Origin of the sequence: Streptomyces lincolnensis, assembly GCF_001685355.1 — a bacterium.
GTDB lineage: Bacteria > Actinomycetota > Actinomycetes > Streptomycetales > Streptomycetaceae > Streptomyces > Streptomyces lincolnensis.
Genome location: NZ_CP016438.1, coordinates 1644239 through 1669031, shown reverse-complemented (window position 1 = coordinate 1669031; position 24793 = coordinate 1644239). Strand labels below are relative to the sequence as shown.

The 24793-nt window shown below is 71.5% G+C and carries 23 protein-coding genes; 11 read left to right on the top strand and 12 right to left on the bottom strand.

All coding sequences use genetic code 11. The annotated features are described in order from the left end of the window. Position 1 precedes the first annotated feature (1 nt). From SLINC_RS07285 to SLINC_RS07255, 7 genes are all read right to left on the bottom strand, one after another. Positions 2-1216, bottom strand: coding sequence for a cytochrome P450 (locus SLINC_RS07285; protein ID WP_067428110.1), 1215 nt, complete (start codon positions 1214-1216; stop codon positions 2-4). Further along, complete coding sequence (locus SLINC_RS07280; protein WP_257785180.1) at positions 1213-2520, bottom strand: type III polyketide synthase; 1308 nt, start codon at positions 2518-2520, stop codon at positions 1213-1215. Before SLINC_RS07280 ends, SLINC_RS07285 begins: the two co-directional genes overlap by 4 nt. After that, entirely contained in the window at positions 2480-2716 is a 237-nt protein-coding gene (locus tag SLINC_RS07275) for a DUF6213 family protein (RefSeq protein ID WP_067428106.1), read from the bottom strand. The genes SLINC_RS07280 and SLINC_RS07275 overlap by 41 nt, the downstream gene beginning before the upstream one ends. Before the next feature lie 25 nt (positions 2717-2741). Then, complete coding sequence (locus SLINC_RS07270; protein WP_067428104.1) at positions 2742-4127, bottom strand: NADP-dependent succinic semialdehyde dehydrogenase; 1386 nt, start codon at positions 4125-4127, stop codon at positions 2742-2744. A gap of 76 nt (positions 4128-4203) precedes the next feature. Further along, positions 4204-4662 carry an NUDIX hydrolase gene (locus SLINC_RS07265; RefSeq protein WP_067428102.1) on the bottom strand — a complete coding sequence of 153 codons (459 nt, stop codon included), beginning with the start codon at positions 4660-4662 and terminating at the stop codon, positions 4204-4206. Continuing rightward, positions 4659-6197, bottom strand: coding sequence for an ATP-dependent DNA ligase (locus SLINC_RS07260; protein ID WP_067428099.1), 1539 nt, complete (start codon positions 6195-6197; stop codon positions 4659-4661). Before SLINC_RS07260 ends, SLINC_RS07265 begins: the two co-directional genes overlap by 4 nt. A 29-nt stretch (positions 6198-6226) precedes the next feature. Then, on the bottom strand, positions 6227-7162 hold the full coding sequence (locus tag SLINC_RS07255) for an NAD(P)/FAD-dependent oxidoreductase (RefSeq protein WP_067445126.1): 936 nt from the start codon (positions 7160-7162) through the stop codon (positions 6227-6229). Between the two features lie 78 nt (positions 7163-7240). On the opposite strand from SLINC_RS07255, the gene SLINC_RS07250 reads away from it, so the two are divergent. From SLINC_RS07250 to SLINC_RS07225, 6 genes are all read left to right on the top strand, one after another. Continuing rightward, entirely contained in the window at positions 7241-7837 is a 597-nt protein-coding gene (locus SLINC_RS07250) for a helix-turn-helix domain-containing protein (protein ID WP_067428097.1), read from the top strand. Between the two features lie 105 nt (positions 7838-7942). Continuing rightward, a complete protein-coding gene (locus tag SLINC_RS07245) occupies positions 7943-8914 on the top strand; it encodes an NADPH:quinone oxidoreductase family protein (protein WP_067428095.1) in 972 nt (323 codons plus the stop codon). Then, positions 8911-10092: an acyl-CoA dehydrogenase family protein gene (locus SLINC_RS07240; RefSeq protein WP_067428093.1), complete on the top strand. Its 1182-nt coding sequence runs from the start codon at positions 8911-8913 to the stop codon at positions 10090-10092. The genes SLINC_RS07245 and SLINC_RS07240 overlap by 4 nt, the downstream gene beginning before the upstream one ends. Then, positions 10089-11171 (top strand): acyl-CoA dehydrogenase family protein, encoded by a 1083-nt coding sequence (locus SLINC_RS07235; RefSeq protein WP_067428091.1) that lies wholly within the window; start codon positions 10089-10091, stop codon positions 11169-11171. The genes SLINC_RS07240 and SLINC_RS07235 overlap by 4 nt, the downstream gene beginning before the upstream one ends. A gap of 172 nt (positions 11172-11343) precedes the next feature. After that, positions 11344-12207, top strand: a complete 864-nt coding sequence (locus SLINC_RS07230) for a phosphatidylinositol-specific phospholipase C/glycerophosphodiester phosphodiesterase family protein (protein WP_067428089.1) — start codon at positions 11344-11346, stop codon at positions 12205-12207. Between the two features lie 111 nt (positions 12208-12318). Continuing rightward, on the top strand, positions 12319-12513 hold the full coding sequence (locus SLINC_RS07225; protein WP_067428087.1) for a hypothetical protein: 195 nt from the start codon (positions 12319-12321) through the stop codon (positions 12511-12513). A gap of 3 nt (positions 12514-12516) precedes the next feature. Here SLINC_RS07225 and SLINC_RS07220 read toward each other — a convergent pair whose 3' ends face one another. The 4 genes from SLINC_RS07220 to SLINC_RS07205 all read right to left on the bottom strand — a co-directional run bounded on the left by SLINC_RS07220 (position 12517) and on the right by SLINC_RS07205 (position 15877). Further along, positions 12517-13755 carry a phosphodiester glycosidase family protein gene (locus SLINC_RS07220; protein ID WP_079164446.1) on the bottom strand — a complete coding sequence of 413 codons (1239 nt, stop codon included), beginning with the start codon at positions 13753-13755 and terminating at the stop codon, positions 12517-12519. Between the two features lie 76 nt (positions 13756-13831). Beyond that, the gene (locus SLINC_RS07215) at positions 13832-14233 is read right to left on the bottom strand and encodes a DUF779 domain-containing protein (protein ID WP_067428082.1); all 402 of its coding nucleotides are present in this window, start codon (positions 14231-14233) and stop codon (positions 13832-13834) included. A gap of 54 nt (positions 14234-14287) precedes the next feature. Then, positions 14288-14566 carry a hypothetical protein gene (locus SLINC_RS07210; protein ID WP_225988275.1) on the bottom strand — a complete coding sequence of 93 codons (279 nt, stop codon included), beginning with the start codon at positions 14564-14566 and terminating at the stop codon, positions 14288-14290. Positions 14567-14683: 117 nt separating this feature from the next. After that, entirely contained in the window at positions 14684-15877 is a 1194-nt protein-coding gene (locus tag SLINC_RS07205) for a sensor histidine kinase (RefSeq protein ID WP_067428077.1), read from the bottom strand. Positions 15878-16033: 156 nt separating this feature from the next. Between SLINC_RS07205 and SLINC_RS07200 the strand changes: the two genes are divergently transcribed. After that, positions 16034-16426 (top strand): DUF4333 domain-containing protein, encoded by a 393-nt coding sequence (locus tag SLINC_RS07200; RefSeq protein ID WP_067428076.1) that lies wholly within the window; start codon positions 16034-16036, stop codon positions 16424-16426. Positions 16427-16527: 101 nt separating this feature from the next. Here SLINC_RS07200 and SLINC_RS07195 read toward each other — a convergent pair whose 3' ends face one another. Continuing rightward, positions 16528-20178, bottom strand: coding sequence for a LamG-like jellyroll fold domain-containing protein (locus SLINC_RS07195; RefSeq protein ID WP_067428075.1), 3651 nt, complete (start codon positions 20176-20178; stop codon positions 16528-16530). 374 nt (positions 20179-20552) lie between these two features. Between SLINC_RS07195 and SLINC_RS07190 the strand changes: the two genes are divergently transcribed. The 4 genes from SLINC_RS07190 to SLINC_RS07175 all read left to right on the top strand — a co-directional run bounded on the left by SLINC_RS07190 (position 20553) and on the right by SLINC_RS07175 (position 24774). After that, positions 20553-21590, top strand: a complete 1038-nt coding sequence (locus SLINC_RS07190; protein ID WP_067428073.1) for a LacI family DNA-binding transcriptional regulator — start codon at positions 20553-20555, stop codon at positions 21588-21590. Positions 21591-21723: 133 nt separating this feature from the next. Beyond that, entirely contained in the window at positions 21724-22965 is a 1242-nt protein-coding gene (locus SLINC_RS07185; RefSeq protein ID WP_067428071.1) for a sugar ABC transporter substrate-binding protein, read from the top strand. Between the two features lie 10 nt (positions 22966-22975). Then, positions 22976-23953, top strand: coding sequence for a carbohydrate ABC transporter permease (locus SLINC_RS07180; protein WP_067445124.1), 978 nt, complete (start codon positions 22976-22978; stop codon positions 23951-23953). Continuing rightward, entirely contained in the window at positions 23950-24774 is an 825-nt protein-coding gene (locus tag SLINC_RS07175; RefSeq protein WP_067428069.1) for a carbohydrate ABC transporter permease, read from the top strand. The genes SLINC_RS07180 and SLINC_RS07175 overlap by 4 nt, the downstream gene beginning before the upstream one ends. Positions 24775-24793 lie beyond the last annotated feature (19 nt).

Below are 24793 nucleotides of genomic sequence, written 5' to 3'. Positions count from 1 at the left end.
CTCACCAGATGACCGGAAGGGCCTCGGGCCCGCGGATCAGCGCGCCCTTCTTGAAGGGGACCTGCTCCGGCGGTACGGCGAGACGCAGGTCCGGCACGCGGTCCAGCAGCGTGTCGACAAGGAGCCCGGACTCCAGGCGGGCCAGCATGCCGCCCGGGCAGTAGTGCGGGCCGAAACCGAAGGACACATGGGGGTTGGGGCTGCGGGTGAGGTCGATCGTGTCCGGGTCCGGGAAGACCTCCGGGTCGCGGTTGGCGGCCAGGTAGGACACGTAGACCGCGTCGCCCGCCCGGATCCGGTGGCCCCGGATCTCCACGTCCTCCAGGGCGATCCGGGAGAGGCCGACGGCGTTGCGGTGCGGGATGTGGCGCAGCAGCTCGTCGATGGCCTTCGGGCGGATCTCCGGCTCGGCGCGCAGCCGTTCGGCGAGGTCCGGACGGGTCAGCAGGAGGTAGAACATCTGGCCGCTGTTGTTGGTGACCGCCTCACCGCCGATCTGGAGGAGCACCGCGAGCCCCACGGCCTCCTCCGTCGTGATCTCCTCCCGGCCCACGGCGGCGCCGAGCAGTGAGGTGACGTCCTCGGCCGTGCTGCCCTCGCGGAGCCCGATGAGGTCCGCGAAACAGGCGCCCATCTCGTTCTTGGCCTTCTCGCTGACCTGGGCACCGTGCGCGGAGGACAGGATCAGCTGCGTCCAGGTGTGCATGGTGTGCCGGTCGGCCGCCGGCACACCCATCAGCTCGCAGATCACGGCGATGGGGAAGGGGGTCAGGACGCTCGCGACGAGGTCGGCGGGCGGGCCGTCCCGGAGCATGCCGCCGACGAGTTCGTCCAGCAGCCGGCGGGACTTCTCGCGCACCCGCTCCACCCCGCGGGCCGTGAACGCGGCGGCGACCGAGCGGCGCAGCCGGGTGTGGTCGGGCGGGTCCAGGAATCCGACCGCGCCACGGGCCGGGATGAAGTGCGGGGCGAGCCGGGTGACCTGGCGGTCCATGACGGCCTCGCGGCCGAACCGGGGGTCGTTGGTCACCATGCGCACGTCGTCGTGGCGGGTCACCAGCCAGGCCCAGCCCTCGCCGTTGGGCAGCTTGATCCGGGTGACCGGGCCCTGGCGCATCAGCTCGGCGAGGACCGGGTCGAAGTCCACGCCGTTCAGATCGAGCGCGGGCCAGTCCGTCACCGGGGGGAGGGTCTCGGCGAGCGTCTCTTCCGTCATGCCGTACTCACTGCCGTCCTGTCGTCACGTGTGGCCGTCCCGACGTCCGCCCGCTGCCAGCGGCCGAGGGCCATCTCCGCGGTGATACCGGGACCGAACCCGGCGAGCAGCCCGCGTGCCCGGTCGTGGGCGCCGCCCTCGTCGAACAGCCGGCGCAGTGCGTCCAGGACGACGGCGCTGGCGATGTTGCCGTACTCGGTGAGCGTGGCCCGGCTGAACCGGAAGGCGTGCGGGTCGACCTGGAGGAACTTGCTGAGGTCGTCGAGGATGCGGGGCCCGCCGGCGTGGACGATGTAGAAGTCCAGGTCGGCCGCGTCCCAGCCGTGCAGCCCCGCGAGGTCCCGGAGCGCCGGGGCGAGCGGCTCCATGGTGGCCGGCACCCGCTTGTCCAGCAGGAAGTGGAAGCCGGTGGCCCGGACGTCGTACATGATCCACTCCTCGGTCTTGGGGATCAGGTACGAGCCGTTGCGTTCGAGCGCGATGCCCTCGCCGCCCTTGCCCCGCACCACCGCGGCGGCGATCCCGTCGCCGAACAGGCCGTTGGACAGCAGCGATCCGATGCCGAGGTCGGTGGGCTGGTAGCACAGCGAGCAGAACTCGCAGGCCACGATGAGGGCGTTGGCCTCCGGGTAGGCCGAGCAGAAGTCGTGCGCCCGGTTGATGGCGGCACCGCCGGCCGCACAGCCCAGCTGGGCTATGGGTATCTGCCGGGTGGTGGACTCGAAGCCCATCTCGTTGATCAGCCAGGCGGTCAGCGACGGCATCATGAAGCCCGTGCACGAGACGTAGATGATCACGTCGATGTCGCGGGTGAGCAGCTCCGCGTCGTCCAGCGCCCGCTGCACCACCGAGGGCACCCGGGCCTTCGCCTCGGCCACGTAGATCTTGTTGCGCTCCTCGAACCCGGGGTGCTTCAGCGTCTCCTCGATGGGCTGCACGATGTGCCGGGTGCGTACGCCCGTGTTCTCGATCAGCTTGAGCGCCAGCGGCAGTTGGGGGTGGTCCGCGTGACGGGAGCGCGCCAGCTCCAGCGTCTCCTCCATCGTGATCACATGCTCCGGAACGGACACCGAGGGTCTGCACAAAGTCGCCATGAACCGTGCCTGCTTTCGCCTCAGAGAGTGGTCCAGTCCACCTTCACCCGAGGGACAGGCGATCTCGCGCGGTGCTACTCCAAACGCAGGACGAGGGTCCCGACCCAAGGGGCGCGGGAAACTGCGCGACCAGCCACGATGAACCAGCACACGGCGACGGACAGAACCCCTACGGCGCACCCCCGCTACTGTGCGCAATACACGCCACATCAATCCGATCGGCCAGCTTCGCCAGCTCGATCGTCAGTGCAGCAACCGTGTCCTCGTCCAGCCCCTCTTCCCCGGCTTCGACCAGATGCAGCCACCGCCCACCAACGGTCCGCAAAAGCTTGCTGACATCGGCGGCAGCCACTTGCAAGGTCCCGCGGTCATCGACGATCAGAGGCAGAGTCACTTCGCGGTTCACACCCGGGATCGTAGCTGCGCAAGCGTCACGCTCCGTGCCAAACCGTCGTGATGTTGCAGAACTCGCGGATTCCGTGCCCGGACAGCTCACGCCCGTATCCGGACCGCTTGACGCCGCCGAACGGGAACGCCGGGTGGGAGGCGGTCATGCCGTTGACGTACACACCGCCGGCCTCCAGATCCCGTACGAACCGGTCGATCTCGGCCTCGTCCCGCGTCCAGACGTTGGAACTCAGCCCGAACGGCGAGTCGTTGGCGATCAGCACGGCCTCGTCCAGGTCGGCCGCCCGGTACAGCGTGGCGACCGGGCCGAAGGCCTCCTCGCGGTGGATGCGCATCTCGCGGGTGATGCCGGCGAGGACGGTCGGCCGGTAGTACCAGCCGTCGCGGTCGGGCCGTTCGCCGCCGCACAGCACGCGGGCGCCACCGCGGGTGGCGTCGTCGACGAGTTCCTCCAGGTCGGCCAGGCCCTGCTCGCTGGCGAGCGGGCCGATCTCGGTGTCCTCCTCCAGCGGGTCGCCGACCTTCAGCGTCTGCATGCCCCGTACGAACCGTTCGGCGAAGGCGTCGTACACGTCCGTGTGGACGATGAACCGCTTGGCGGCGATGCAGGACTGGCCGTTGTTCTGCACCCGGGCGGTCACCGCGATCTCGGCGGCGCGGTCGATGTCGGCGGACGGCATCACGACGTAGGGGTCGCTGCCGCCGAGTTCCAGCACCGTCTTCTTGATCATCTGTGAGGCGGTGGAGGCGACGGCCCGGCCCGCGGGCTCGCTGCCGGTGAGCGTGGCCGCCTTGACGCGGTCGTCGCGCAGGATGTCGTCGACCGCGCCGGAACCGATCAGCAGGGTCTGGAAGGTGCCCTCGCCGAAGCCCGCGCGGTGGAACAGGTCCTCCAGGTAGAGGGCCGTCTGCGGGACGTTGGAGGCGTGCTTGAGCAGGCCCACGTTGCCCGCCATCAGGGCGGGGGCCGCGAAGCGGACCACCTGCCACAGCGGGAAGTTCCACGGCATCACCGCGAGCACCGGGCCCAGCGGCCGGTAGCGGACCAGGGCGCGGGAGGCGCCGGAGTCCTTCACGTCGTCGGCGGAGGGCTCCTCGTCGGCGAGCAGTTCGGGGGCGTGGTCGGCGTACCAGCGCATCGCCTTGGCGCACTTCGCGGCCTCGGCGCGGGCCTGCTTGACCGGCTTGCCCATCTCGGTGGTCATCAGGCGGGCGATGTCCCGCTGGTCCTCGTCGAGCAGGTCGGCGGCACGGCGCAGCAGCCGGGCGCGCTCGTCGAAGGTCGTCAGGCGATAGGTGCGGAAGGTGGCCTCCGCGAGCTGGAGCCGGCGCTCGATCTCCTGCTCGCCCATGGCCTCGTACCGCTTGAGCGTCTCGCCGTTCGCCGGGTTCACCGTCGCGATGGGCATGACCGACCTCCTGAAGAGCTGACTGTGCTTCGACCTTCCCGCGCCGCGCCGGTGACCGCAACGCGTACGCGGCTGCTCAGGCCGAGTGCTCCGCCAGCCGGTCGAGAAACGCGGCCTGGGCCTTCACGATCACGGCCCGCGCCCGGTCCAGGCCGAACCACTCCACGCGGTCCAGCTCGGGGAAGTCCCGGAACTCGCCGGACTTCGGGGGCCACTCCATGCGGAAGGTCCCCGGGACGACGGTGGCCGGGTCGAGGTCCGCCTCCACCGCCCACGCGGTGACGGTCTTCCCGTTCGTCTGCCGGACCTCGCCGAGCGGTACGGCCTCCCCGTCGGGCGGCGGCAGGCCCAGCTCCTCCTGGAACTCGCGGCGGGCGGCGTCCCAGGCGGTCTCCTCCGGGTCGTACTCGCCCTTGGGGACGGTCCATGCCCCGGCGTCGCGGCGGGCGAAGAAGGGGCCGCCCATGTGTCCGAGCAACACCTCCAGGCCGTGGTCGGTGTGGCGGAACAGCAGCAGGCCCGCGCTGCGCTTCACGGCCGTACCTCCGGATGGGCGGCGAGCAGGGTCTCGACCGTGTCCGCGTCCTGCGGCCGCTTGTCCTCCCGGTAGCGGACGACGCGGGCGAAGCGCAGGGTGACGCCGGCCGGGTAGCGGGTGGACCTCTGGAGACCGTCGTAGGCGATCTCCACGACGAGTTCGGGGCGTACGGTCACCACGTGGCCGTCGGTGTCCACGGCCAGTTCCCGGAGCCGTTCGGTCTGCCAGGTGAGCAGGGCGTCGGTCATGCCCTTGAAGGTCTTGCCGAGCATGGCGAAGCCGCCGTCGGCGGTGCGGGCGCCGAGGTGGAGGTTGGAGAGCTTGCCGGTGCGGCGGCCGTGGCCCCACTCGGCGGCCAGGACCACCAGGTCGAGGGTGTGCACGGGCTTGACCTTCAGCCAGGACGCGCCGCGCCGGCCCGCGCTGTAGGGGGCGTCGAGGGACTTCGCCACGACCCCCTCGTGACCGCGCTTCAGGGTCTCGGCGAGGAACTCCTCCGCCGTACCGACGTCCTCGGGGCCGGCCACCACCGTGCGGCGCACCCGCATCGGCTCGGGCACCAGCCGGGCCAGCTCCGCGTGCCGCTCGGCGAACGGCAGGTCGAGCAGGTCGCGGTCGTCGACGGACAGCGCGTCGAAGAAGACGGGGGAGACGGGAACCGTGCGGGCGGCCGTGGTCACGTCCACGCGGGAGCCGACCCGGCCGGCGATCTCCTGGAAGGAGCGGGGACGGCCGTCCTCGTCGAAGGCGATCACCTCGCCGTCCAGGATGAACCGCTCGCCCCGCAACTCCAGTGCGGCCGAGGTCAGTTCGGGCAGCCGGTCGGTGATGTCGTCGAGGGTGCGGGTGTACAGGCGGACGACGTCGCCGTCGCGGTGGATCTGGACACGGATGCCGTCCAGCTTCTCCTCGACCGTCGAGGCACCGAGCTTCCCGACCGCCTCGGCGACCGAGGAGGCGCTGTGGGCGAGCATCGGCAGGACGGGGCGGCCCACGGTCAGCCGGAAGCGGTCCAGCGCCGAGGGGCCGTCCGCGAGCAGGGCCTCGGCCACCGTCTGGAGCGAGCCCGCGAGCATCACGGCCCGCCGCACGTCCGCCGGGGGCGCCTCGGTCGCCCGGGCGAGGCCCTCGATGGCGACCGCGTCCAGCGCGCCCTGCCGCACCTCGCCGCTGATCAGCCCGAGCAGGAAGCGTTGCTCGCCCTCCGTCGCCGCGCCCATCAGCTCCCCGACCAGCCGGGCCCGCTCGGCCTGTGAGCCGGCACCCGAGACCTTGCCGAGCGCGCTGAGCAGGGCATCCACCTCGCGCACGGTCAGCGTCGGTTCGGAGGCCGGGGCGACCGGCCGGCTCAGCATCTTCCAGCCGACACCGAGGCGCCCCTGGGGCAGCCGTCCGGCGAGATAGGGGATGACGATCGGCACGTCCGCCGCCTCGGCGTCCCGGAACAGCTCGGCGAGGAGCGCGATCTTCCGGGAGCGCGCCGAGGTGGCGGCCACCTCCTGGGACACACGGGCCAGCCGGGTCAACAGCATGCAGCCATGGTGCACCGGAGGCGGACGCTCTACACCCCGACGGCCGCGTCGAGGTCCGTCATCAGCAGCTCGCCGTTGATCGTGGCGCCGGCCCGGTACCCGCCGGCCGCCGCGTTCACGACCTGCTCGCCGAAGCCCCGCGCGTTGCCCGCGGACCACACGCCCGGGACGCTGGTCAGACCCGTCTCGTCGACGACGGGGTAAGCGCCGAACGGGGTCTCGACCAGCTCCGCGCCCAGGCGCCGCAGCAGATCGGTCTGCGGGACGGCCCGGGGTGCCACGAACAGCACCTCGCGGTCGTGCGAGGTGCCGTCCGCGAGCCGGACGCCGGTGAGCCGGTCGTCCTCCGTGACCAGTGCGGAGACCACGCCGGGCACCACCTCGACCCCGGCCGCCGCCAGCCTGCGCAGGTCGTCGTCCGACAGCTCCTCCTCGGCGACGGTGTGCAGGAAGAAGGTCACGTCCTTCGACCACTGGGAGACGATCAACGCCTGGTGCACGCTCATCGGGGTGGTGGCGAGCACGCCGAACGCCTGGTCGCGCACCTCCCAGCCGTGGCAGTACGGGCAGTGCAGCACATCGCGCCCGAAGCGCTCGGCGAGGCCGGGGACCTCGGGCAGCTCGTCCTTCAGGCCGGTCGCGATCACCAGGCGCCGGGCCCGGACGGTGCGTCCGCCCGCCAGATCCACGGTGAAGCCCTCGGCCACGTCCACCACCCGGTCGCGCACCAGCTCGACGCCGTACCGGGCGATCTCCTCGCGGCCCACCGCCAGGAAGTCGGCCGGGGACATCCCGTCCCGGGACAGATAGCCCTGCATGTGCGCGGCGGGAGCGTTGCGGGGCTCACCCGCGTCGACGACCAGCGTCCGGCGCCGGGCCCGGCCCAGGACCAGCGCGGCGGACAGTCCGGCCGCGCCGCCGCCGACGACGACCACCTCGTACGTGTCGATGTTGTTCTCGGTCATGGTGACCACCTCCACTGAGACAGTCGCGCGGCCACTGCCACCTTGACAAACATGTTTGCTGAAACTGCAATAGGTGTCATGAGTGACGACGGCATGGACGAGGTCCTCGCGGAGGTCGGCCCCCGGCTGCGGCGGATCCGGAAGGAGCGGGGCGCGACGCTCGCCGGTCTGTCCGAGGCGACCGGTATCTCGGTGAGCACGCTCTCCCGGCTGGAGTCGGGGCTGCGCAAGCCCAGCCTGGAGCTGCTGCTGCCGATCGCGCGGGCGCACGAGGTGGCGCTGGACGAGCTGGTGGCCGCGCCCGCGGTGCGCGATCCCCGGGTGCGGGCCGAGCCGATCAGGCGGCACGGCCGCACGTACTGGCCGCTGACCCGGCAGCCCGGCGGACTCCAGGCCTTCAAGGTCCTGGTGCCGCAGGAACAGGCCGAGCCCGAACCGCGGACCCACGAGGGCTACGAGTGGCTGTACGTGATGGCGGGGCGGCTGCGGATGGTCCTCGGCGACCACGACATCGTGCTGACCGCGGGGGAGGCCGTCGAGTTCGACACCCGGGTGCCGCACTGGTTCGGGTCGACGGGGGAGGGGCCGGTGGAATTCCTCAGCCTGTTCGGGCCGCAGGGGGAGCGGATGCACGTGCGGGCCCGGTCGAGGCGCAGGAGTGGCGAAGACGACTGACGCCGACGGTTCCCTCACGACAAGCGACCGCTTAGTATGCGGTGGACGCCGGTCATACCCCGGTCATGACTCCGGTACGACGACGCAGTCCCGTGGAGGCACCGCATGCAGGCATGGCAAGTGCACGAGAACGGCGAGCCGGGCGAGGTGATGCGCCTGGAGGACGTGGCGCGGCCCATGCCCGGTGACGGCCAGGTCCTGCTGAAGGTGCGTGCCGCCAACGTCAACTTCCCGGACGTGCTCATGGTCCGCGGCCACTACCAGGTCAGGCCCCCGCTGCCGTTCACCCCCGGCCTGGAGATCTGCGGCGAGACCGAGGACGGGCGGCGGGTCATCGCCAACCCCGCCCTGCCGTACGGCGGTTTCGCCGAGTACGCCGTCGCGGACGCCGCCGCCCTGCTGCCCGCGCCCGACTCGCTGGACGACGCCGAGGCGGCCGCCCTGCACATCGGCTACCAGACGGGCTGGTTCGGCCTGCACCGCCGGGCCCGGCTGGAGGCCGGGGAGACGCTGCTCGTCCACGCTGCCGCAGGAGGGGTCGGCAGCGCGGCCGTGCAGCTCGGCAAGGCGGCCGGCGCGCGGGTGATCGGTGTCGTCGGCGGCGCCGACAAGGCCGCCGTCGCCCGGGAGCTGGGCTGCGACCTGGTCATCGACCGCAGGAGCGAGGACGTGATCGCCGCGGTCAAGGAGGCCACCGGCGGCCGGGGCGCCGACGTGATCTACGACCCCGTGGGCGGCGAGGCCTACACCCAGTCCGCCAAGGCCGTGGCCTTCGAGGGCCGGATCGTCGTCGTCGGCTTCGCGAGCGGGACGATCCCCAGCCCCTCGCTCAACCACGCCCTGGTGAAGAACTACTCCGTCCTCGGCCTGCACTGGGGCCTGTACAACACCAAGAACCCCAAGCTGGTCCGGCACTGCCACGAGCAGCTCACCGAACTGGCCGCCCGGGGCGCGATCAAGCCGCTGGTGAGCGAGCGGGTACCGCTGGCCGAGGCGGCGGCCGCGGTCCAGCGGGTCGGCGACGGGACCACCACCGGCCGCATCGCCGTCCTGCCGACGGAAGGAGCCCGGGCATGACCGACGCAGCCGAACTCAAGCGCCGCACCGCCGAGTTGCTGGCCGCACACCCGCCCGCGAGCACCGACAGGATCGACTTCCTCAGGGCCCGCTTCGACGCCGGCCTCGCCTGGGTGCACTACCCCGAGGGCCTCGGCGGACTGGGCGCGCCCCGCTCCCTCCAAGTCGTCGTGGACACCGAGCTGGAGGCGGCGGGCGCCCCCGACAACGACCCGCGGCGCATCGGCATCGGCCTCGGCATGGCCGCCCCGACGATCCTCAAGTACGGCACCGAGGACCAGAAGCAGCGCTATCTGCGGCCCCTGTGGACCGGCGAGGAGGTGTGGTGCCAGCTGTTCAGCGAACCCGGCGCCGGATCCGACCTCGCCGCGCTCGGCACGCGCGCCGTCCGGGAGGGCGAGGACTGGGTCGTCAACGGGCAGAAGGTGTGGACCTCCAGCGCCCATGTCGCCCGCTGGGCCATCCTCATCGCCCGCACCGACCCGGACGTGCCCAAGCACGCGGGCATCACCTACTTCCTGTGTGACATGACCGACCCGGGCGTCGAGGTCCGGCCGCTGCGCCAGATCACCGGCGAGGCCGAGTTCAACGAGGTGTTCCTCACCGACGTCCGCATTCCCGACGCCCGCCGCCTGGGCGAGGTCGGCGACGGCTGGCGGGTCGCGCAGACCACGCTGAACAACGAACGCGTCGCCATCGGCGGTATGCGGCTGCCCCGCGAGGGCGGCATGATCGGCCCGGTCGCCAGGACCTGGCGCGAGCGGCCCGAACTGCGCACCCACGACCTCCACCAGCGGTTGCTGAAGCTGTGGGTCGACGCCGAGGTCGCCCGTCTCACCGGTGAGCGGCTGCGCCAACAGCTCGTGGCCGGCCAGCCCGGCCCCGAGGGCGCCGGCATGAAGCTCGCGTTCGCCCGCCTCAACCAGGAGATCAGCGGCCTGGAGGTCGAACTCCGCGGCGAGGAAGGTCTGTTGTACGACGACTGGACCATGCGCCGACCGGAGCTGGTGGACTTCGTCGGCCGCGACGCCGGCTACCGCTATCTGCGCTCCAAGGGCAACAGCATCGAAGGCGGGACCAGCGAGGTCCTGCTGAACATCGTCGCCGAGCGCGTCCTGGGCCTGCCGTCCGAGCCGCGCACCGACAAGGACGTCGCATGGAAGGACCTGGCCCGATGACGGATCTCCTGTACTCCGAGGAGGAAGAGGCGCTGCGGTCCGCCGTACGGGATCTGCTCGCCGACCACTGCGACGCGCCCGGTGTCATCGCCCGCACCGAGTCCGGCACCCCGCACGACCTCGCGGCCTGGAAGGCCCTCGCCGACGGCATGGGCCTCGCGGGCCTGCTGGTGCCCGAGGAGAAGGGCGGCCAGGGCGCCACGCACCGCGAAACCGCGGTGGTCATGGAGGAGTTGGGCCGCGCGGTCGCCCCCGTGCCGTACCTGACGAGCGCCGTGGTCGCGACAGAAGCCCTGCTGGCCTGCGACGCCGACGACCTCCTCGCCGAGCTGGCCTCCGGGCGGCGGATCGGCGCGCTCGCGGTGGCGTTGAACGTGCCGGCGGGCGCCGCCTACCGGGTCGTACGCCATGAAGGCGGCGCTCTGCACGGGGAGTTGACCGCGATCGCGGACGCAGCCGTCGCCGATGTGCTGCTGGTGCCCGCCGACGACGGCGGTCTGTACGCGGTCGACGCGGACGCCGCCACCATCACCCCGCAGGTGTCCCTGGACCTGACCCGGCCGGTGGCGAAGGTCGTGCTCGACGGCGCCCCGGGCCGCCTTCTCGGCGACGCCGAACCCGCCGTCCGCCGCGCCCTGCGCTCCGCCGCCGGACTGCTCGCCTCCGAGCAACTCGGGCTCGCCGAATGGGCGTTGACGGAGACCGTGCGCTATCTCAAGGAGCGCAAGCAGTTCAACCGGCCCGTCGGCGGCTTCCAGGCGCTCAAGCACCGGCTCGCCCAGCTGTGGCTGGAGGTCGTCAGTCTCCGTGCCGCCGCCCGCAACGCCGCCGACGCGCTCGCGAACGACCCGCTCGGCCAGGAGACGGCCGTGGCGGTCGCCGTGGCCCAGGCCTACGCGGCGTCGGTCGCCGTGCGCGCCGCCGAGGAGGCGCTGCAACTGCACGCAGGCATCGGCATGACCTGGGAGCACCCGATCCACCTGTATCTGAAGCGGGCCAAGGCCGACGCGATCGCCTACGGCACGGCGGGCGCCCACCGCGAGGCACTGGCCGAACTCGTCGACCTGCGCGCTCCCTGACGTTCACCCGGCAAAGCCCGCCCGACCTGGGGCGGGCTTTCCCGTGTCCCCCGCACGGACCAGATGAACGGACAGCGGCAGTCCGGCCAACTCCTCTCCCGGCCCTGCCTATGTGGCCGTCCCGGATCGCATACTTCCTGCGTTCCCGTACGGTCCTCCAGGGAGGCAGAGCATGGCCCTCACGACCCGCCGCAGAGTCCTCACCACCTTCGGTGCCGCCCTCGCGGGCGCCGTCGCCGTGCCCGCCTCGCGCGCGGCGGCCGGGGAACAGCACCGTCACCGCCGCCCGTTGTGGCGCGCCCACGCCCACAACGACTACGAGCACCCGCGTCCCCTCCTCGACGCCCTCGACCACCGCTTCGGCAGCGTCGAGGCCGACATCTACCTCGTCGGCGGCCAACTCCTCGTCGCCCACGACCCCGAGGACCTCGACCCGAGCCGCACCCTCGCATCCCTCTACCTCGACCCGCTGGCCGCCCGCGTCAGGGCCCACCACGGGTCCGTGTACCGGGGGCACCGCCGCCCGCTCCAGCTGCTCATCGACATCAAGACCGAGGGCTCCTCGACGTACCTCGAACTCGACCGGCATCTCCAGCGGTACAAGCACCTCTTCACCACCTACGCCCACGGCCGGGTCCGCCCCGGCCCCGTCACGGCCGTCATCTCCGGCGACCGCGCTGCCCGGGCGCCGATGGAGGCCCAGACCGTCCGCCGTGCCTTCTACGACGGCCGGCTGGCCGACCTGGGCGGACCGGCACCCGCGTCCTTCATCCCGCTGATCTCCGACAACTGGACGCTCAACTTCACCTGGACGGGCGTCGGCGCCTTCCCCGACGCCGAGCGGCAGAAGCTGCGCGGCATCGTCGGGGCGGCCCACGCGCGGGGACAGCGGGTGCGGCTGTGGGCGACCCCCGACGTGGCGGGACCCGCCCGGGACGCGGTGTGGACCGAGCTGCTCGCGGCCGACGTCGACCACATCAACACCGACGACCTCGCCGGACTCGAGGCCTTCCTCGACGCCCACCGGTCGGCGTAGGACACCACACGTTCGGCGGACAGCTCATCCGCACGGACGAACCCTCCGCTACGCCACACTTGCGGCCGAACGTCGTGAACCGGACGAAGCGGCGTGGCGGAGGAGTCGACAATGGCCGTTTCCATCTCTGTGGTGCTGCTGCTGGTGATCCTGGCGGTGGTCTTCCTGCGCAGCGGCGGGCTGAAGTTCTCCCACGCGATGGTGTGCATGCTGCTGGGCTTCTATCTGGCGAGCACGAGCATCGCGCCCACCATCAGCGGCGGCCTCACCGCCACCGCGGACATCGTCAGCAGCCTCAGACCGTGAGCGTCAGCGGGTCACGAACACCCCGATCCCGTTCGGGACGGGGCGTTCGGCCCCGCCGCTCGGGTTGTTGCGTACGGTGACCGCGCTCGCACCGGGGGAGCGGGCGACCAGGGTCGACGAGCCGCCGCCGTCCAGGCTGAAGGCATCCACGGAGCCCAACGTCCGCATGGTCGCCGCCACTTCGGCGATCGTCAGACCGGTGCGGTGGGCGGGCGCGCCGTCCACCGCGAGCAGCAGCAGGCGCCGCCCGCCGTCCGCGACGCCCACGGCGGTGCGTACCGCCGAGGTCGTGGCGTCCAGACCGGGCAGCGGCCTGCCGCCCCTGAGTACCGGATAGCCGCCGAGCGCGAACCGGTACGGCACCCGGGACACGGACGCCACCAGCCGGCGCACCACCTTCACCGGCTCGCCCGCGAAGAACGTCCGCAACTGCCGTGCGCCTGCCTCCCGTCCGACCAGGACCGTGGTGCCCGCGGCGATGGGGCCCCGGCCGGGAGTGCCGGACATCGAGACGACCTTGTGGTGGCGGACCGTCACCTCGTAGGTGTCCGTGCTGCACGGCGCCGCCCGGTCCGTGTCCGTGCCGCAGGTGGCCCGCACCCGGGAGGCGGAGCCCCAGTCGGAGGTGAAGGCGCCGATGGAACCCTGCGGCAGCGCGTACTGGTTGAGTCCGCCGAGCGGCAGCCGTCCCACGGGCGTGCGGATCGAACCCTCCAGGGCCAGACCGTCCAGACGGGCCCTGCGGTCGACGCCGACACCGATGACGTCCTCGGTGCTCGTGCCCGGCGGCAGCGCGGGACCGAAGCGCTGGCCGTCCGGCACCGCCCCCTTCAGCGCCCGGCCCCGCGAGACGACCGGACCCACACTCGCGCCGGTCGCCTCGACACCCGGGTGCTGGCTCTCGCTGATGTTGAAGAAGTCGCCGTTGACCGCGGCCACGGCACCGGCCGCGTCGGCCATCGCGGAGACGACCGACCGGGAGGCCACCTTCCCCGGGTACAGCAGATCCAGGCGTACGCGCGGATCGCGCAGGTCGACACTGAGCACATGGGCGCGGGTGGCCCCTGCGGCCGCCCGGATGTCGACCCGCTCGTAGGCGACGCCCGGCGCGAGCGCCACCCTGCTCGACACGGCGCCGGCCGGTGCCGCCCCCACCAGGGCCGCACCGGCCAGCGTGCCGAGTACCGCGACTAACGACAGTGCCGTTCTGCTCGCTCTCCCACGTCTTTGACGGTGCGTCACAGATGCCCCCTGATGTCTCGTCAACTGTCCCAGGACTCAGGGGAAGTGCACCAGAGCGCCGTGGCCGCCGCGGTGTCTAGGCGCCGACGACCCGCGAACGGGTGAGGAAACGCACCCCCTCGGGTGCCTCCAGGGAGAACCCGCTGCCCCGGCCCTCGACGACGTCCACGATCAACCGGGTGTGGCTCCACGCCTCGTACTGGCTGCGCGACATCCAGAACGTCACCGGCTCCGCGACCCCCGCCACCTCCAGCTCCGCGAGCAGCACGTCGGAGCCGCCGGTACGGAACTCGCCCGCCGGGTAGCACATGGGGGCGCTGCCGTCGCAGCAGCCGCCGGACTGGTGGAACATCAGGGGGCCGTGCGTGTCGTGCAGCCGCCTCAGGAGATCGGCGGCCGCGGGGGTGAGCTCGACCCGGGGAACCTCGTCGACGGGGGAGAGGGCTGCTTGTTCGGCGTGCGCGGATTCATCGGCCATGGGGTGAGTGCAGCACGCGGGAGGTTGCGAGGGGGTTGCACGGACCGGCCGCACTCACTCGGCGTCGTGTTCCGTCGGAGGGGACGGCGCCGGCAGCGGGGACGGCGCGGGAGCGGGTCGGTGCTGCCGCCGCACCGAGACGGTCGGCTGCCGGGCCTCGGGGTCGAGCTTCACGACGTAGGTGCCGAAGCCGTCCTCCTGCTGTCCGGTGGCCGGTGCGTCGGTGAGGGAGGTCAGCACGGGCATCACGGCGGTGGTGAGAGCCAGGGTGCCCACGAGAACGGGGACCAGGAGCGTGGACATGACCGGGCGGGGGTGGTGGTAGTGCGTCAACTCGTGTCCAGGGTGCTTGATCTGGTGTTGTGTGTCTCCCCTTGCCTCCACTGTCACAGGCGCCACACCGAAAGGGAATATTGAGACTTAAAGCTGTGGCGCCCCTGCACAGATGCTTCACGCCGACCGCAGGGGGAAGACCGCCCGGACGTTCCAGCCGTGCCCGGGGCGCGGTCCGCAGTGCAGGGCGCCGTCCAGGGCACTGACCCGCTCCGTCAGGCCGACGAGGCCGAAGCCGCCGCCGCGGGCGGCGTCGGGAAGCTGGGTGCCGCCGCGGCCGTCGTCGGCCACGGTGACCTCCAGGCGCCGGTTCTCGTGGCGCAGCGCGACGGCGACCTCGGTGGCGTCGGCCGCGTGCCGCCGTACGTTGGTGAGCGCCTCCTGGACCACCCGGAAGGCGGCGGCCTGCACCTCGTGGGGCAGGTCGTCCGGGACCGACGGATCGCGGTGCAGGGTGACCCGCTGACCGGGGGCCGCGAAGCCGTCGACGAGTTCGCCGATGCCCGCCAGATCACCGACCGGCCGGTGGCCGCCCGGCTCCGTTCCGGTGGCGCGCAGCACGCCGACCGTGCGGCGCATGGAGGCCAGGGCCTCGGTGGCCGCGCGTTCGATGCCCGCGAGGACCGGGTCGAGTCCGTCCGGCCCGTCGGCGGCCATCATGCGGGCCACCTGCGTCTGCACCAGGATCCCGGTGACGTGGTGGGCGACGAAGTCGTGCAGGTCGGCGGCGATGGCCAGGCGTTCGGAGCGGCGGGTCTCCGTGACGGCGACGGTGCGACGGTAGTCGAGGGAGCGCAGATAGCCCGCGAGGCCCGCGGTGAGGCCGGCCAGGGCCAGGCCCACCAGCATCAGGGCCCGCGTCTCCTGCGCGGTGACCCCGAAGAGGCGGGTCGGTGTGGCGAGCAGGGCGGCGCCGTCCAGGACCGCGCAGGCCAGGGCCCACCGCAGCGGGCAGTGCCGGACCGCGACGAACAGCAGGCACAGCAGGATCGCCACCTCGCCCGGACCGAACGGGGCACGCCGGGCGGCCCAGACCGAGGCCACCGTGTAGGCGGCCGAGGCGAGTGCCGGGACCGCGGTGCGCAGCGGCACGGTCAGCGACGGCGGCCTCCCCCACGGCCTGGCGGGCGCGGGAGGCACCCCCGTCCGGGCCGGCCACAGCACGGCTGCGAGACCGGTGACCAGGACGACGACGACCGCCTCCACCGAGCCCCGCGAGTCGGCCGCGGCGGCCAGGTCGACGGCGGATGCCATGAGCAGGGCGCCGACGGCGAAGCCCCAGGCGCAGCCTCGGGCGGAGACGGGTTTCATGCCGATCACCGTATGCGGGGCCGTCGGCGGTGGGATCGGTCGAACGGCCGAGGCAGCGGGCCGTCCTTACGGGTGCGGGTGGCCGTATGGCCGAGGCGCGCGGGCGGACCGGCGGGGAGGCTGGAGCCACCTTCCCCCGGTTCTCAGGAGTACGTGATGCGGCACAGTGGCTTCGTCGTCGGCGCGGTCGGCGGTGCGATCGCGGTGGCCGCCGTCGGGGCTGGGTTCACCCACGTGTTCGCCGCCAAGGACTTGCAGCACACCACGCTCGACCTGGTCCGGACCGGGATGTACGTGACGGTGGACGGGCACCCCGCCGTCCCCCACACCATCCTGGAGAGCCGCGTCGAGGGCTGGTACCACCCCTTGCCGTGGGTGGGCCGGAAGATCCACGACGTGTCCTGCCCGACCCACCTCCCGGCGGTCGTCGGCGCACGGGAGACCTGCACGGCGCACAGCGACGGCGGGCGGATCGAGATCCCCGTCAGCGTGGTGGAGGTCGAGGGGAAGCCCACCGAGCCGAAGGTCTTCTGGAAGTTCGAACGCTGAACCCCACAGAAACGGGAACGCCGCGGCAGCCGCCGGCCACTGGGCACGGGCATGGGGCCGCCCGGGTCCGTCCCGACGGACGGACCCGGGCGGCCGCTAGCTCATCGCACCTCCCGGGCGTACGGAGCGACGGTGATCCGGTCGATCAGCGGCGCGTAGCGCGAGCGGAGCGGTACACCGGGGAAGGTGTCCGAGGCGTAGCTGGTGCCGTCGAAGTTGGGGAGCTCTTCGGAGCGGAAGGTGATCGTGTTCTGCCCCTTCTTCAGCTGGAGCGGGATGGTCAGCTCCCAGAAGTTGTTCTGGTGGAAGCTGTGCGGGAATCCGACGCGCCGCGTCTCGCCGCCGTTGACGCTGATGTCGGCGTGCCGGGCGAGCGGGTCCGGGTTGTAGTGGGTGGCTTCGGCCTGCTCGGGGTTGGAGTAGCGCACGCGCAGCGCGTACAGGCCGGCGCGGTCGGCGGTGACGGTGAAGGTGGCGGTGTTGCCGTTGCCCGGGTCGCCGCCGACGCCGGTGACGGCCGTCCCGGCGGTGGCCAGGGAGAGCGGGGTCAGCGTGGCCGAGCCCGCGAGCTTGGCGTCCTTCGCCTCGTAGGTACGCGCCGGGAGCGCGCCCTCGGTGGGCGTGACACGCAGGCGGTCGACGAGGGTGGTGGACGAACCCCCGGTCAGGGTCACCTTGTTGACACCACCCGAGAGGGACACCGCCACGCCGCTCGTGCCCTTGCCCAGGCGCAGGACGTCGTGGCCGTTGACCGAGAGCCGGGCGCCCGAGCCGCCGAGGGTGTCGACCTTGAGGGTGGCCTCGCGGTCGGCGGGTGAGTAGACCCAGAACGTGGCCGTCTGGCCCTTGGCGAGCCGGGCCGCGCCCGATCCGCCGGCCGCCCGCTTCGGCAGGTCGTAGGCGGGACGGGCCCCGCCGGTCAGCCAGGCCAGCTCACCCTCGTACACCTGGGTGTTCGCCGAGGCGGAGGGAAGGGTGAGGGTGAGACGGTCGACGATGGCGTCACCCTGGGTGGCGCGCTGTCCGTCGGCGCTCCGCGCCGCGAGCGTCAGGGTGTGTTTGCCCTTGGTGAGTTCGACCTTGGTGTCGGTGTGGTCCCACACCACCCACTTGTAGCCGAGCGGCAGGTGCAGTTCCTGCTCGCTGTCCGCCTTGCCGTCCACCCGCAGGAACACGTTGGTCGGGCCCTGTTCCTTCACCTTGTCGAAGGTGTTCAGGGAGTTGGCGAACACGCTCAGGTCGTAGGTGCCGTCCTCGGGCACGTCCACCGTGAAGTCGAGGGTGAGGTCCGAGCCGGTGCGCAGGCCGCCCACGTCGTAGCCGCCGGAGGTGTAGAACTTCGACACGTCACGGGGCGAGCCCTCCGGGCCGTTCTTCGTGTAGCCGGTCCCGGTGTGGGCCGCGTCCTCCGCCTCGTACGAGCCGTTCCAGCGCACGGGCGGGGACTGCGTGTCCTTCGCCCTGCCGACCGGGCTGAGGACGATCTCGTAGGCCGAGGACTCCTTCAGCTTCGGCAGCGCGCCGTCGCCGAAGTCGACGACCACCGTGCCGTCGTCACCGACCTTCAGGTTCTGCTCCGCGAGCAGCTTGGGGCCGGAGTTGTCGCCGACCTGCCCGCTCCACTCGATCTCCTTCACCCACGCGTGCACACGGTCGCCGAAGAGCTTCTTCGGCACGTTGTCGAAGGTGACGTGCCCCTTGCCGGTGGAGCCGCCGAAGATCAGCCGGGACTGCTTCTTCTTCTCGTCCAGCGTGGCGACGCCCTGCATGGTGTAGTTCTCGCCCGGGAACGGCGGGGTCACCTGCACCGTGTGGCCGCTCATCGACGCGTACGAGTTCAGCAGCCACCACTGGCCGTTGCCGCGGTTGGACTGCACCGCGGAGTCGGAGAGGTTGCCGTCGATGTTCCAGTACGCGATGTCGGCGTCGACCTTCGACTCCTCGATCGCGGACACCCACTGGATCATCTGGCCGGGCACCGAGGTGTGGTAGTTGAAGGCGTACTCGTTGATGTTGACGGGGAGTTCGGTGCCCGCCTTGTCGGTGCCCTTGAACAGGTCCTTCTCCCACGCCCGGTACTTGGCGACGCTCGCGCGCACCGCCTCCGGGTGGCTCAGCTCGTGCCAGGTGATGACGTCCGGGAGGGTGCCCGCGGCCAGGGCGTGGGTGAGGAAGCCCTTCACCTGGTCGTACAGGATGCTGGTGTTGGGGCCGGCGATGCGGGCCTCGGGCATCCTGCTCTTGATGAGCTTGTAGAAGTCGTCCCAGGCGGCGAAGTAGTCGGCGGGGTCGTCGAGCCAGCTGACCTTGTCGTAACTCCACTCGCCGGTACCGAACATGTTGCCCTCGGGCTCGTTGAACGGCACGAAGACGACGTTGTCCTGGTACTCCTTCGGCAGCTTGAGGACCTGGTCGACCTGCTTCTCGACCTTCTCCCGGTAGAGCTTGACCTTCTCCTCGGGGGTGCCGCCCGGCCACTGGTACGGGAAGCCGCGGTGGATGTCGGTCATGTAGATGTACACGTCACCGTCGGTGGAGTCGGCCAGCGGCTTCACCACCTCCAGCGCGTCGGCACCGGGGTGCTGCGGGCCGTCCTGCGCCTTGGTGGAGACCGTGCGCAGGCCCATGCCCTCGATGAGGTTGTTGGTGGGCACGTCCGGTCCGTACACGCCGTAGAGGGTGCCGGAGGCGCCGCCGTGGAACGCGCCGGTGTCGGAGCCGAGGTCGACGGTGAGCTGGCCCTCGCGGACCACGGTGACGGTCGCCTTCACGGCGCGTCCGGCCGCGGTTCCCGCCACGGTGAACGTGCCCGGCCGGGCGTACTTGTCGGACGGTACGGCGTCCCAGGTGACCGGGGTGTCACGGTCGTAGCCGTCGGAGAAGGTGGCACGGACGGCGGCGGGCAGGGACGGGGCGGTACCGGTCGTGGTGCGGACCTCGAAGGACGTTTTGGAGAGTTCCTGCAGTGTGGGCACGGTGGCGACCGTACCGGCCACCTGCTCGGGGCTGAGCGCCGTGTGCCACACGGTGAAGTCGTCGACCGCGCCCTTGAGCAGCGGGTCCGGCCAGAAGGACTTGCCTATGTAGCCGGCGGCCGTGGCCGAACCGTCCAGCAGGTCCTTGGCCTTGACGCCGGTCTCGGCGGAGGAGACCGGCACGCCGTCGAGGTAGGTGGTGACCCGGCCGGCGGAGGTGTCGAGGGTGACGGTGACGGTCCGCCACTCGTTCGCGGGGAGGGGTGTGTAGCCGCTGACCTGCGCCTCCGCGCCGCCTCCGCCGGTGGTCACGGCGGTGCGCAGCACGGAGCCGTTGGACGGGGTGGTGAAGAGGTACTTGGTGTTGTTGGTGCCCAGGTCGAAGATCCGCTGCCAGGCGGACTTGTCGTCGCCCCACTTCACGCGGGCGGACACCGTCAGGTCGGTCGCGTCGGCGAGGATCTCGCGGGGGAGCCGGACGTACGCGCCGTTCGAGGTGGACGCCCCGCCCGGCAGGGCGAGCGCCATGCCGCCGTCGGCGCCCGCGACGGACTGGGCGGTGGAGCCGTTCACCAGACTCGCCGTCAGACCGTTGCCGGAACTGTCGGTGATCCGGCCGGAGGCCAGGTCGTCCTGGTCGAAGGTGTAGCGGGCGGTGGGCGGGGGCGTGTCGGCCGCGTGGGCGGGGACGGCCGGTGCGGCCAGCAGGCCCGCGCCGAGCGTCAGTGCCACGGCGGCCGGGAACCGGCGCCGGGCGGATCTGTCAGCGGATGGCATGGATCGCGTCCTCAATCCTTGGGGTGCGGGTGTGCGGTGTGCGGGTGTCGAACCGGTTCGATCTGGTGTGCCGCGGAGGTGAGCGGAGGCAAGCGGCTCGTCAGGGCGGGGAGAGGTCGAGCCCGTGTTTTCGAAGCGGGGTCGGAACGGGCCGAAGGGCGTCGGAAGGATCAGTTCATCGAACCGGTTCGGGAAGCTAGCACCGGGAAGCGTGGCCAGCAATCCCTTCGACACAAGCTTCTGAAGGCCTCCCGCCAGGTCCGAAGAAGTGGCGCCGGAAGTGTTGACAGGCGTCGGGGCAGTTCCTACCTTCACTTCACGCGAACCGGTTCGACAATCGGTCGCAGGTGAACCGGTTCGACGAAGGAGTCCCCGTGAACATCGGTGAGATCGCCCGGCGGGCCGGTGTCTCACGCAGCACCGTGTCCTACGCCCTCAGCGGCAAGCGACCGGTGTCGGAGGACACACGCCGGAAGATCCAGCAGGTCGTGGACGAACTCGGGTACCGGCCCAGCGCCAGCGCCCGAGCCCTGGCCAACGGACGCACCAGCACCATCGGGCTGGTCTTCCCGCCGGCCGGGAACCACTACACGGGGATGCAGCTGGACTTCATCGGCAGTGTGGTGGAGGCCGCGGCGGCCCGTGACTACGACGTGCTGCTGTCCCCGAGCGGTGTGGACAGCGACCGCTCCTTCCAGCGCCTGCTGGGGGAGCGGCGGGTCGACGGCGCGATCCTGATGGAGATCAGACTTCAGGACGACCGGGTCGATCACCTGGCCGCGCTGGACTTCCCCGCCGTCACCATCGGCCGTACCGCCCATCCGGAGGGCGGCTGGTGGGTCGGCCTGGACCACACCGCGCTGGCGGCGGCGTGCGTCCACCATCTCGCGGACCTCGGCCACCGCAGGGTGGCCTTCGTCAACCGTCCCGAGCAACTCCTGCGGGCCGGGTACGAGTCGGCCCACCGGGGCATGGACGGCTTCACCAAGGCCGCGGCCGAGCGCGGGCTGACGGTGCGGACGTACTGCTGCGGGGACGACGCGGCCTCCGGCCAGGCGTGCCTGGAACGCATCCTGGACGACGACCCGGCCACCACGGCCCTGGTCACGCTGAACGAGGCCGCTCTGGGCGGCCTCTACCGAGGGCTCGCCCAGGCGGGCCGTCATGTGCCGCGCGACTTCTCCGTCACCGGAGTCGTGGCCGCCCGGTGGGCGGAGACGGTGACCCCGCAGCTCAGCGCGGCGGACGTACCGGCGGCGGAGATGGGCCGGCACGCCGTCGACCTGCTCATCGAGCGGCTCGACCATCCCGACGCGCCGCCCCGGCACCACCTGCTCACGCCGCCGATCTCGCTGCGGAGCAGCACCGGACCCGCCACCGGCGGACGACCCGCCCCGACGCCGGACTCCTGACCCCACAGCACGGCTCCCCGCAACCCCTTCCTGTTACCGGGCGCGCATCCCTCACCGTCGTCGTTCGGCGTGCCCGCTTCCTCCCGTGTCACCCCTCCTACGGCACCCGTGTGCCGAGAACGAAGGATCTGCCATGCACAGTTCCTCCAGACGACTCCTCGCAGCCGTGGCCGTGTCGACCGTCGTCGCCGTCGTCGGCACCGCCTGTTCCTCCGGTTCGGGCAGCAGCGGCGCCAAGGGCGCGGACAGCGGCACCTTCACCGTCTGGGACCCGTATCCGCAGTTCACCAAGGACTCGGCCTGGACGAAGCTGCTGGACGACTGCGGCGGCAAGGCCGGCGTGAAGATCAAGCGGACCGGCTACGACACCAGCGACCTGGCCAACAAGACACTGCTCGCCGCCCAGCAGGGCAACTCCCCGGACGTCCTCGTCGTCGACAACCCGGTGGTGTCGACGCTGGCCGAGGCCGGCGTGCTCACCACGACCGACGACAACAAGCTGGACACCTCCAAGGTGGACCCGAACCTGCTCGCGGCCGGCCAGTCGGACGGAAAGACCTACGGCACCCCGATCGGCGCCAACACCCTTGCCCTCTACTACAACAAGAGCGTGCTGAAGGAAGCCGGGGTGGACATCGCCTCGGTCAAGGACTGGCCCTCGCTGACGGCCGCGCTGGAGAAGGTGAAGAAGGCCGGCAAGAAGGGCATCACGTTCTCGGCGATCGGCACCGAGGAGGGCAGCTTCCAGTTCCTGCCGTGGTTCTGGGGCGCGGACGCCGAACTCACCCGGCTCGACTCCGACCAGGCCGTCTCCGCGCTGTCGCTGTGGAAGGGCTGGCTGGACAAGGGCTACGCCCCGAACTCGGTCCTCAACAACACCCAGACCACCAGCTGGCAGGAGTTCGCCGGCGGCGACTTCGCGTTCGCCGAGAACGGCACCTGGCAGCTCGCGGGCGCCGAGAAGGCCGGCTTCGAGTACGGGGTGCTGCCCGTCCCCGCCGCCGCGGGCGGCAGCGCCGCCGCTCCCACCGGCGGCGAGTTCGTCACCCTCCCCGTCCAGGACGACACCGACCGCTACACCACCTCCCAGAAGCTCGCGACCTGTCTGACCAGCACCCAGAACCTGTACGACACCGACACCACCCTGTCCTACGTCGCCCCCACCACCGAGGTCCAGGACAAGCAGGTGGCGGCGAACGCCGCGCTCCAGCCCTGGGTCGAGGCGGTCAAGAAGGCCAAGGGACGCACCAGCGACAACCTGGGCACCCAGTACCCCAAGATCTCCGAGCAGCTGTGGAAGGCCGTCCAGTCCGCCCTCAGCGGGTCCAAGTCGCCGAAGGACGCGCTCACTTCGGCGCAGGACGCGGCCAAGTGACGTGAGCCCGATGAAACAGACCACCCACCCGCCGGACCACCGGTCCGAGCGCGCCCCGGCCGCCGCGGCCCCACCCCGGGACAGCGGCGCCGGGACGCGGCGCCGGCCGCCCTCCGCACAGTGGGCCGCCTGGGCGTTCCTCGCCCCCGTGACCCTCTACCTCGTCCTGTTCTACGCCTATCCGCTCTACCGCAACATCGACCTCAGCCTGCGCCACTACACCGTCCGCTCCTTCGTCCAGGGCGACGCGCCCTTCACGGGCATCGAGAACTACCTCACCGTCTTCGACGACCCGGCCTTCGCCCCGGCCCTGCTGCACACCGTGGTGTTCACCGCCGTGTGCCTGGTCTTCCAGTACGCCATCGGCCTGGCCCTCGCGGTCTTCTTCCACCAGCACTTCCGGCTCTCCGCCACCCTGCGCGCCCTGTTCCTGGTGCCCTGGCTGCTGCCGCTGATCGTGTCGGCCTCCACCTGGTCGTGGATGCTCAACAGCGACTCCGGTGTGGTCAACGCCTTCCTGAACGCCTTCGGCGTCGGGCCGGTGAACTGGCTGACCTCGCCGGACTGGTCACTGACCTCGGTGATCATCGCGAACATCTGGATCGGCGTCCCCTTCAACCTGGTCGTCCTGTACAGCGGCCTCCAGTCCATCCCCGCCGGCCTGTACGAAGCGGCGGCCCTCGACGGGGCGAACGCCTGGCAGCGCTTCTGGCGCATCACCGTCCCGCTGCTGCGGCCGGTGTCGGCGATCACCCTGCTCCTCGGCCTGATCTACACACTCAAGGTCTTCGACATCATCTGGATCATGACCAGGGGCGGCCCGGCGGACTCGTCCACCACCTTCGCCACCTGGTCCTACCAGCTCGGCTTCGGCAACCTGCTGCCCGCCTTCGGACCCGGCGCGGCCGTCGGCAACCTCCTGGTGGTCGCCGCGCTGGTCTTCGGCCTGATCTACGTCCGGGCCCAGCGAAAGCAGGCGCTGTCATGAACCGAGCCCCCAGCCGTACGTGGTGGAAGACGGCCGTCGGCCTGCTGCTGACCGGCATCATGCTCTTCCCCGTCTACTGGATGGTGAACGTCTCCCTCACCCCCGAGCGGGACATGCGCAAGAGTCCGCCGGACCTGGTGCCGCTGCACGGCACGCTGGAGGGCTACCGCACCGTCCTCGACGAGCAGCTGCCCTACCTGGGCACCAGCCTCGTCGTCGGCCTCGGCACCGTCGTGCTGACGGTGGCCCTGTCCGCTCCGGCCGGCTACGCGCTGGCCAAGCTGCGCCCGCGCGGCGCGGGCGTCCTGAACTTCGTCCTGCTGGCCGCCCAGATGATCCCCGGCATCGTCATGGCGATGGGCTTCTACGCCATCTACCTCAGCCTCGGCATGCTCCAGTCCGTCCCCGGCCTGATCATCGCCGACTCCACCCTGGCCGTCCCCTTCGGCGTGCTCATCTTCACCGCGTTCATGTCCGGCATCCCCGGCGAACTGCTCCAGGCCGCGAAGACCGACGGCGCCGGGCCGCTGCGCACCTTCTGGTCGGTCGTCCTGCCGATGAGCCGCAACGCCGTCGTCACGGTGTCGCTGTTCGCGTTCCTGTGGTCGTGGTCCGACTTCGTCTTCGCCGGCACCCTCGTCAACGGCGGTGCCCACGAGCCAATCACCCTCGGCATCTACCACTACATCGGCAACAACAACCAGGAGTGGAACGCCATCATGGCCACCGCCGTCGTGGCCTCGCTGCCCGCCGCGGTCATCCTCGTCCTCGCCCAGCGCTACATCGCCGCGGGCGTGACCGCCGGTGCCGTCAAGGACTGACTCCCCAGGGCCATCCCCG

Excerpts from the sequence above, each read along its gene's own strand:
- SLINC_RS07285 (WP_067428110.1), bottom strand. The coding sequence starts at position 1,216 with ATGACGGAAGAGACGCTCGCCGAGACCCTCCCCCCGGTGACGGACTGG.
- SLINC_RS07280 (WP_257785180.1), bottom strand. The coding sequence starts at position 2,520 with ATGTGGCGTGTATTGCGCACAGTAGCGGGGGTGCGCCGTAGGGGTTCT.
- SLINC_RS07270 (WP_067428104.1), bottom strand. The coding sequence starts at position 4,127 with ATGCCCATCGCGACGGTGAACCCGGCGAACGGCGAGACGCTCAAGCGG.
- SLINC_RS07260 (WP_067428099.1), bottom strand. The coding sequence starts at position 6,197 with ATGCTGTTGACCCGGCTGGCCCGTGTGTCCCAGGAGGTGGCCGCCACC.
- SLINC_RS07255 (WP_067445126.1), bottom strand. The coding sequence starts at position 7,162 with ATGACCGAGAACAACATCGACACGTACGAGGTGGTCGTCGTCGGCGGC.
- SLINC_RS07250 (WP_067428097.1), top strand. The coding sequence starts at position 7,241 with ATGAGTGACGACGGCATGGACGAGGTCCTCGCGGAGGTCGGCCCCCGG.
- SLINC_RS07245 (WP_067428095.1), top strand. The coding sequence starts at position 7,943 with ATGCAGGCATGGCAAGTGCACGAGAACGGCGAGCCGGGCGAGGTGATG.
- SLINC_RS07240 (WP_067428093.1), top strand. The coding sequence starts at position 8,911 with ATGACCGACGCAGCCGAACTCAAGCGCCGCACCGCCGAGTTGCTGGCC.
- SLINC_RS07235 (WP_067428091.1), top strand. The coding sequence starts at position 10,089 with ATGACGGATCTCCTGTACTCCGAGGAGGAAGAGGCGCTGCGGTCCGCC.
- SLINC_RS07230 (WP_067428089.1), top strand. The coding sequence starts at position 11,344 with ATGGCCCTCACGACCCGCCGCAGAGTCCTCACCACCTTCGGTGCCGCC.
- SLINC_RS07225 (WP_067428087.1), top strand. The coding sequence starts at position 12,319 with ATGGCCGTTTCCATCTCTGTGGTGCTGCTGCTGGTGATCCTGGCGGTG.
- SLINC_RS07215 (WP_067428082.1), bottom strand. The coding sequence starts at position 14,233 with ATGGCCGATGAATCCGCGCACGCCGAACAAGCAGCCCTCTCCCCCGTC.
- SLINC_RS07205 (WP_067428077.1), bottom strand. The coding sequence starts at position 15,877 with ATGAAACCCGTCTCCGCCCGAGGCTGCGCCTGGGGCTTCGCCGTCGGC.
- SLINC_RS07200 (WP_067428076.1), top strand. The coding sequence starts at position 16,034 with ATGCGGCACAGTGGCTTCGTCGTCGGCGCGGTCGGCGGTGCGATCGCG.
- SLINC_RS07195 (WP_067428075.1), bottom strand. The coding sequence starts at position 20,178 with ATGCCATCCGCTGACAGATCCGCCCGGCGCCGGTTCCCGGCCGCCGTG.
- SLINC_RS07185 (WP_067428071.1), top strand. The coding sequence starts at position 21,724 with ATGCACAGTTCCTCCAGACGACTCCTCGCAGCCGTGGCCGTGTCGACC.
- SLINC_RS07180 (WP_067445124.1), top strand. The coding sequence starts at position 22,976 with ATGAAACAGACCACCCACCCGCCGGACCACCGGTCCGAGCGCGCCCCG.
- SLINC_RS07175 (WP_067428069.1), top strand. The coding sequence starts at position 23,950 with ATGAACCGAGCCCCCAGCCGTACGTGGTGGAAGACGGCCGTCGGCCTG.